The organism is Pseudomonas sp. UBA7530, from assembly GCF_002479365.1.
Lineage (GTDB): Bacteria > Pseudomonadota > Gammaproteobacteria > Pseudomonadales > Pseudomonadaceae > Aquipseudomonas.
Genome location: NZ_DLMS01000011.1, coordinates 1,382,157 through 1,389,515 on the forward strand (window position 1 = coordinate 1,382,157; position 7,359 = coordinate 1,389,515).

The 7,359-nt window shown below is 61.0% G+C and carries 8 protein-coding genes and 1 tRNA gene; 3 read left to right on the forward strand and 6 right to left on the reverse strand.

What is annotated here, in order from left to right:
• The first annotated feature begins 162 nt into the window (after positions 1-162).
• Together B2U07_RS20130 and B2U07_RS20135 are read left to right on the forward strand one after the other, a co-directional pair.
• Entirely contained in the window at positions 163-2,079 is a 1,917-nt protein-coding gene (locus tag B2U07_RS20130) for a bifunctional metallophosphatase/5'-nucleotidase (RefSeq protein WP_275547104.1), read from the forward strand.
• A 205-nt stretch (positions 2,080-2,284) separates the two neighbouring features.
• Positions 2,285-3,199: a DMT family transporter gene (locus tag B2U07_RS20135; RefSeq protein ID WP_275547105.1), complete on the forward strand. Its 915-nt coding sequence runs from the start codon at positions 2,285-2,287 to the stop codon at positions 3,197-3,199.
• Between the two features lie 45 nt (positions 3,200-3,244).
• On the opposite strand, the gene B2U07_RS20140 is transcribed toward B2U07_RS20135, so the two are convergent.
• The 3 genes from B2U07_RS20140 to B2U07_RS20150 all read right to left on the reverse strand — a co-directional run bounded on the left by B2U07_RS20140 (position 3,245) and on the right by B2U07_RS20150 (position 4,215).
• Positions 3,245-3,691 (reverse strand): hypothetical protein, encoded by a 447-nt coding sequence (locus B2U07_RS20140; protein ID WP_275547106.1) that lies wholly within the window; start codon positions 3,689-3,691, stop codon positions 3,245-3,247.
• 25 nt (positions 3,692-3,716) lie between these two features.
• The gene (locus B2U07_RS20145; protein WP_197854795.1) at positions 3,717-3,881 is read right to left on the reverse strand and encodes a hypothetical protein; all 165 of its coding nucleotides are present in this window, start codon (positions 3,879-3,881) and stop codon (positions 3,717-3,719) included.
• Between the two features lie 106 nt (positions 3,882-3,987).
• Positions 3,988-4,215, reverse strand: coding sequence for a hypothetical protein (locus tag B2U07_RS20150; protein ID WP_275547107.1), 228 nt, complete (start codon positions 4,213-4,215; stop codon positions 3,988-3,990).
• Between the two features lie 223 nt (positions 4,216-4,438).
• On the opposite strand from B2U07_RS20150, the gene B2U07_RS20155 reads away from it, so the two are divergent.
• Positions 4,439-4,515 (forward strand) — tRNA-Met (locus tag B2U07_RS20155).
• Between the two features lie 74 nt (positions 4,516-4,589).
• On the opposite strand, the gene B2U07_RS20160 is transcribed toward B2U07_RS20155, so the two are convergent.
• The 3 genes from B2U07_RS20160 to B2U07_RS20170 are packed head-to-tail and all read right to left on the reverse strand — an operon-like array spanning position 4,590 to position 7,301.
• Positions 4,590-5,039, reverse strand: coding sequence for a hypothetical protein (locus B2U07_RS20160; protein ID WP_197854802.1), 450 nt, complete (start codon positions 5,037-5,039; stop codon positions 4,590-4,592).
• A complete protein-coding gene (locus B2U07_RS20165) occupies positions 5,029-6,021 on the reverse strand; it encodes a phage integrase (protein WP_296277623.1) in 993 nt (330 codons plus the stop codon). Before B2U07_RS20165 ends, B2U07_RS20160 begins: the two co-directional genes overlap by 11 nt.
• Positions 6,018-7,301 carry a hypothetical protein gene (locus tag B2U07_RS20170; protein ID WP_296277624.1) on the reverse strand — a complete coding sequence of 428 codons (1,284 nt, stop codon included), beginning with the start codon at positions 7,299-7,301 and terminating at the stop codon, positions 6,018-6,020. The genes B2U07_RS20165 and B2U07_RS20170 overlap by 4 nt, the downstream gene beginning before the upstream one ends.
• Positions 7,302-7,359: the final 58 nt, after the last annotated feature.

Consider the following 7,359-nt stretch of genomic DNA (forward strand, 5'->3'; position numbering starts at 1 on the left):
CGCTTTGCCGTCCTGTATGCAGCCTAGCCCCTTCGTCTGGCTTGGGGCTGACCTGAGGCAATGAATGGCTGACTCGATTGGCGACAAAAGGCGTCTCGATCGGTCGCTGTCTGGCGTCATGGCCTGTTCCATACTGTGCGCAGTCATCGTCAAGGATCGTCCATGCGCCTGCTTTCCTCCCTTCTCTTCGCCGGCCTGCTGGCTGCAACGCCGCTGACCGCTGCCGAGCGCAGTTTCACCATCCTGCACAGCAACGATTGGCAGTCGCGCCTGCTTGGTTTCGGTCCGAACAACGAATACAGCCCGGCAACGGTGAACGACGATGGAACCGTTGGCGGTGTCGCGCGCCTGGCCACCTTGTTGAACGAGCGCCGCGCGGCAGCCGGGGATGAACCTCTGCTGCTGCTCGATGGCGGCGACTTCACCATGGGCACGCTGTTTCACACCATCGCTCGCGAGATGGGCAGCGAGCTGCGTCTGATGACCGAGCTGGGCTACGACGCCGCGGTGATCGGCAACCACGAGTTCGACTTTCGTCCGGCAGGCCTCGCCGCGATGATCAGCGCCGCGCACAAGGTCAAGGGCGATGCGCTGCTGCCGCTGCTATCGAGCAACATGCGCTTCGATCCGACGAGCAAGGCTGACGACAGCCTCGAGGCGCATGCCGAGGCCGGGCGCATCCTGCCTTACACGCTGATCGAGCGTGGCGGCATCCGCTTCGGCCTGTTCGGTCTGCTCGGTAACGACGCCGTGGCGGTCAGTCCGATGATCAAGCCGGTGACCTTCGCCGACCCGGTGGCCACCGCCCGGGAAACCGTGGCCAAGCTTCGCGAGGAGGGCGCCGAAGTGGTCATCCTGCTCTCGCACATGGGCGTCACCCAGCAAGCCGATACCAGCTGGCGCGGCGAGGAGGTGGAGCTGGTCGAGCAGGTGCCGGGCATCGATATCGTCGTCGGCGGCCACTCGCATGTGGCGCTGCCGCAGCCGGTCTTGGTCAATGGGCACACCCCGGTGGTGCAGGCCGGTTCGGAAATCCAGTACCTAGGCGAGCTGCGCATGACCCTCGGTGACGACGGCGTGCCGCGAGTGCGCGACTACCGCCTGCATCCGGTCAATGACAGCATTGCCGGCGATGCGGCCATCACCGCCAGGGTGGAGGATTTCAAGCAGGTGGTCAGCGAGCGCATGCTGGCGCCCAAGGGCTATCGGTTCGACCAGGCGCTGGCCAAGGTCGACCAGAGCCTGGGCCGCGATTTCAGCGACCATACCCTGGCTAACCTGGTGACCGATGCCCTGCGTCATGCGGTGGACGCCGACCTGGCCTTCACCGGCAACGGCACCATCCGCGATGACCTGCTCAAGGGCCGCAACGGTGTGCAGGATGTTTCCGACCTGTTCCGCATCGCGCCGCTGGGCATCGGCCATTTCGACGACGAACCCGGCTACCCGATGATCAAGGCCTACGTCAGCGCCCGTGAAATCAAGTCGCTGCTGGAGGTGCTGTTGCTCGCCTATCAGTTACGCGACAGCCAGAGCTATTACCCGCGGGTCTCCGGCGTGCGCTTTACCTACAACCCCTGGCGCGTGCCGTTCGACCGCGTCAGCCGCATCGAGATAGGTGACTCGGTCAGGGGTTACCGCGACCTGGATCTGAACGACACGCGCCTCTACAGCATCGGCGCCACCAGTTACGTCGGCAGCTTCACCTGGCTGGTGCCGGACCTGACCAAGGGCCTGCTCAACGTGATCCCCAAGGATGCCGAGGGCAAGCCGCTGCCACGTATCGAAGATGCCATCGTCGATCAGGACCCGGAAACCGAAGGCATGCAGGAACTCAAGGAATGGCAGGCGCTGCTCGACCATATCCGCAGCCTGCCGGATCTCGACGGCGATGGCCTGGCCGACATTCCTACCACCGGCATCGCTGCCGAAGTACGCATGATTCGCGCGCCGAGCCTGCATCCGGCCGAGATGTTCCGCCTCGCCGGGCCGCTGCAGTGGGGCACCAGTACGGTGATCCTGGCTTGCGGGTTGCTGATCCTCTGGCTGCTGAGTCGCCCGCTGCGGCGACGGTATTGAGTGTCCAGCGCGCGCTGCGTGCCGACTCCGGTACGCAGCGCGCCTTTGCTCATCCGCCGCGATCTTGCCAAGCCTGGCCTGCCTCCGTATGGTGCAAAGCCGCCTGCTTCGGAAGCTATGCAATGATCGCTCAGCACTGCCCGCACGCTGACCGTGCTCAACCGGGCCGTTCCCGTTCGGATAAACCTGGCGCGGCAATCGCCTTATGAACGCACTCCAACACTCGCGCCCGCTGGCGCTGTTCGGCCTGTTGCTGGCCAACCTCTGCTGGTCCGGCAATGCGCTGGTGGCGCGTGCCTTCGCCGGCGAAATCGCGCCGTTCACCCTGTCGTTCTGGCGCTGGTGCCTGGCCCTGGCGCTGCTACTGCCCTTCGTCGCCATGCCGCTGTGGCGTCACCGCGTGGCCGTGGGCAATGCCGGCTGGCGCCTGCTGGTGCTTGGCGGCCTTGGCATCGCCGGCTACAACTCATTGCTCTACAGCGCCGCGCAGACCACGGCGGCGATCAACATCTCGCTGGTCAACACCTGCCTGCCGCTGGTGACCTTCATCGGTGCCGGTCTGTTGCTCAATGAATGGCCGGCTCGCCGTGCCTGGTGGGGCATGCTGGTGGCCGTGGCGGGGTTGGCCGTGCTCATCAGCCAGGGGCAATGGAGTCGCCTGGCCAGCCTGTCGTTCAACCAGGGCGACCTGATCATGCTGCTGGCCGTGGTCGACTGGGCGCTGTACTCGCTGCTGCTGCGACGCTGGTCGGCGTACCTGCAGCCAATTCCGCCGCTGGCCTTGCTCGGTGTGTTCATTCTGCTCGGCGTACCGCTGATCCTGCCTTTCTACCTCTATGAACTGAGCCAGGGCGCACACCTGACGCTCAATACCGCCAATCTCTCGGCCATCGTCTACACGGCGGTGTTCGCCTCGCTGGTGGCCTACCTGGCCTGGAACCATGGCATCCGCGTGATCGGCGCGGCCAAGGCGGCGCTGACCAATTACGTAATGCCGGTCTTCACTGCGTTGCTGGGCTGGGTGCTGTTGAACGAGAGCCTGCAGCTCTACCACTGGCTGGGCGCCGCGATGATCTTCGGTGGCCTGCTGCTGGCCACGCGACCAGGCAAAAGCGCCTGAAAAAACTCCCCTCTCCCGCTTGCGGGAGAGGGGCCGGGAGGGTGCTTACTCCGGCTTCATCATTACCAAAGCTTCGCCGCCCTTGCGATCGTGCGTCAGGATGAACGGCTGCCCGGCGATCATCATCTTCACCGGCACCCTGCGCGGTACCGTGGTGCCGGCATTGACCGCGGCGGCGGTCAGCAGCTGGCGGGTCAGCGTGTCGTCCTGCTGCGTCTCGCTGGTCACCACGCATTCATGGCTGACCTTCACCTGCATGCTCAGGCTCTTGTCCGCGTTGAAGCCGATGGTGGCGAAGCCCATGTCGGTCATTTCGGTGATGCCATACTCCCGCGCCACGCGATGCGCCTCGGCAAAGCTCGGCGCCGTCTGCAGGCAGATATCGCGAAAGGCCTGCACCACCGGCGAGGTAACCGGCACCGGTGGCTGCGAACCCAGGTTGGCGCAAGCGCCGAGAAGGCCAAAGCTGACAAGCAAGGCGAACTTTTTCATCACATCTTCCTTAATGAAGAGTCGTTCAGGGTTGCTGGCAAAGATCATGCCCCAGCAGCTTCGAGGCCAGGCCCTTGGCAAGGTAGGTTTCCACCACGCGACCATCGCCGCAATCGGTCTTGTGGCCGATGGCGATACCGATGGAAAGCACGACGAATAGCGCCAGGCCGATATTCTGGATGGGCGTCATGACAGGGCTCGTTTGGTCAACAAGTGGGGCAGGATGAAGAGGTGGGCAGGGGATGGCAAGTGCCAACCCCACCCTCGGCACCTCCAGTGATGCAGGGATGTGACCGTTACGGCAGGGTGATCGACAGGCTACTAAGCGCGACCTGGGCGACAAGCATCCAGACAACCGCGCTAATGATGCCCAGCACGCTGTAGCCGACAACGATGCCTATCGCGATCTGCTTCCACAGCCCGGCGAAGCGGTTGGGTTCGTTGCGGTAATGCGTCGGCATATCACGCTCCGCCCGCAGATCGTCGAAGTCGTCTCTCGCTCTCAAGGTGTTCTCCTGGTTCATGGGCCAGCGCGCGGCGGCGCTGCAGCCTGCTGGAGGTGGATTTTCCGGGATCGTCCGACAGCCCCGCAAGCACCGTCCGAGCAATTGAGCGGTGAACCGCAGGCTCGGAAACGAGTAATTGGGCGCGTCGCCAGCGGCGAAGCCTAACCGCTTGATAAAACGTAAATTTATCGTTGATCTGGGGTTGACAGCAGTGGGCTAGACGCGGACAATGCGCGCCGTTGGCTACATAGCTCAGTCGGTTAGAGCGCAGCATTCATAATGCTGATGTCCCAGGTTCAAGTCCCGGTGTAGCCACCATATTTTCAAAGGGTTAGCTTAGGCTAGCCCTTTGTCGTTTCTGGGGTAGTGACTACGAAGTGACTACACCCCGACTACTTCTCAGCGGCGTCCTGCTGAAACTGAGCCAGAAAAGACCTTTCCTTAGTCTGCCAAATCTTGGGGGCCGCATAGCCCACAACGAATGAAAGAGCCCAAATTTTGGCAAATACGGCAGAGGTCTGATGAAGGGCACCTACGAAGTAAAGTCCGAATACAAAGCCAAGAATTGCACCGAGCATACAGCGCATCGTAAGCCATGCCAGTCTCGCTTTGCTTAGCTCTGGAGAGGCTCTTTTGAGAATGCCTTCTCTATTTGGCGGGCCGTCAGGCTGAATGGTTGCTGAAATTGCTTGGGCAAAGCTGCCAGCTATCGAGCCTATGGTGCAGGCAATAAGTAGGTAAGTGTCGAAGGGAGTAAACCCTATAGCGCTGAGTGCCATTAACATCCCTGCCAATGCTGAAATCAGTGCCAACAGTATCAGATTGAAGCTGTTAATTAGCATGCAGATAACCTAACTGGGTGAGGGGGGATAGTCGAAGCGCCGACTCCAGATGATCGGGCGAAAGATGCGCATAGCGCATGGTCATCGTGATGGTGGAGTGCCCGAGGATGCGTTGCAGACCCAGGATGTCACCACCGCCCATCATGTAATGGCTGGCGAAGGTGTGCCGCAGGATGTGAGTCATCTGGCCAGGTGTGTGGAAGCCGCAGCGCTGATAGGCAGATCGGAATGCCGACCGGCAAGGCATGAACAGCCGACCATTCCCCGGCATCCCCACCTTTAATGCAATCTCTTCGACCTCTTTGGGGATCGGCACCGACCGGGACTGGCGGTTTTTGGTCCGGTGAAAGTGGGCCTTGCCGCCGAACAGGGCACCACGTGGCAGGGATTCCGCTTCATCCCATCGTGCGCCCGTGGCCAAGCAGATCAGTGCGACAGGGTAGGTGTGATTGTTGGTGGAGCGCTTGCACTCTTCCAGCAGTTGTTCGACCTGTTGCAAGGTCAGAAACGTCAGCTCGGTCTGGTCGGTCTTGATCTGGCGAACCTTAGCCAACGGGTTGTTGCCGACCCAGGCACCCAGGCGGATCAGTTCGGAGAAGACCGCCGACAGGTAGCGCTGTTCATGGTTGACGGTGTGCGGGCTGACGTCCTTTAGGCGTGTCTGGCGATAGCGTGCCCAGGCGAGGGCATCGAAGTTGGAGGCCATCGGATTGCCAAGGCGTTCGACAGTGGCCAGGGTGCGTGCAAGACGATGCTTAGAATCCTTGAGCGAGCAGCCGTGCAGGTCATGCCAGAGTGTCACCAGATCAGACAGGCGATCATCGAGCGGCCGGCCGGTAATGTTCAGGCTGGCGAAGAACTCGGATTCATAGCGCTGGGCTGCGGCTTTGGTCTTGAAACCCTTCTTGCGAATACGACGACCCGAGCGACCGTTTTCGTAGAAGTCAGCGGTCCAGGTGTTGCCGTCTTTCCTGGCCGTCATACAGCGCGCCCCCAACGCACATGGCGTTCCTCCAGGATGCCTTTGATGTGCTTATACAGCCCGTCTTCATCCATGCCTTTGGCGGCATAGTGGTCGCGGATCACCGGCCAGCACTCCCAATCCTTGAGCCGATAGAAAGCCTTTCTAGCGCCCACTCGCTCCCGTGCCAGCAGGCTGACGAAGTTTCCCAGGAATAACTCGACGTTCTTGCCCGAGAAGCCCCGCGAGGTCTTGTATTGACGCTTGTACTCGGTTTCATCCACCAGGGAATCGACTGGCAGATCGACGCGCACGTCATCACGAATCAGGGTCCAAACGGGCTCAAAGTAGCCAGGGCGAGCCAGCAACTTGAATTGGCGCAGGCCATAGCGCCACAGGCCGTCTAGGTGCGGTGCGAAAGCGGCATAGCTGTTGGTTTCAATGGTCTGGCCGGTCTGCAGATCGAACGAGCCGGAGGCGAATTGTTGGATGACTGAGTGGTGGTAACGCAGCTCGACACGCCAGACGTCTTGCTCTGGGTTGTAGTTGTCCGGGTCAGCTTCATCGAAGCTATCGCGACGTCTCCAGACGCCTTCACAGTAGTCGAGCTTGTCGATGGAGCGGGCCTGCTCGGTCTTGTTGTAGATACCCAACTGGACGCCACCAGCGGAGCCGAACAGATAGGACTGGCCTTTGCCGTAGGTGGCAGACTCCAGCGTCCACTGGATTTCCTTGATGCCGGAAATATCACGGGCAGCACGTGCGCGGCAATGCATACGAGCGACCAGATCAGCAGGCGGTTGCCATCCTTGCAGGTCTAGCGCGAGGTGGACAGCGCATTGGTTGCGTTCGACGTTGGTCAGGACGTGGCTGGCGTAGTAGTCCAGGCGTTCCTGCAGGCGCTCGGGGCAGAACTGGTCGATGGCATGGGGCGACACTTCGATTTTCAGGTGTGGCCCGATGTTCTCAATTTTGGCGTTGAAGTTCTTCACCAGCAGGATGATCCCCAGGTCAGCATTCTGGAGCTTGTACTGGTAGCCAGAGTCTTTGCTGACACGACCCGAGTGCCAACGCTGGCCAGCGAAGTCGACGATGGTGCCGGGCTTCTCGAACAGGCACATGATTTCAGGACGGATCAGGCCGCGATACAACTGGCGGACGGTATCGACGCTGCAGGCCAGGATTCGGACGTTGGACAGATCCACCAAACCACCCGCCCGGGGATCACAGAACAGACGACTTTTCGGGTTCTCTTTCCCGGTTTCGATATCAATGCGGTAGTAGTCCTTTGGTGCGCTCATTCTCTGTATCTCTCTGGTGTAACGTGGTTACTAAAATTGGTTTATCTGACGTGCTACA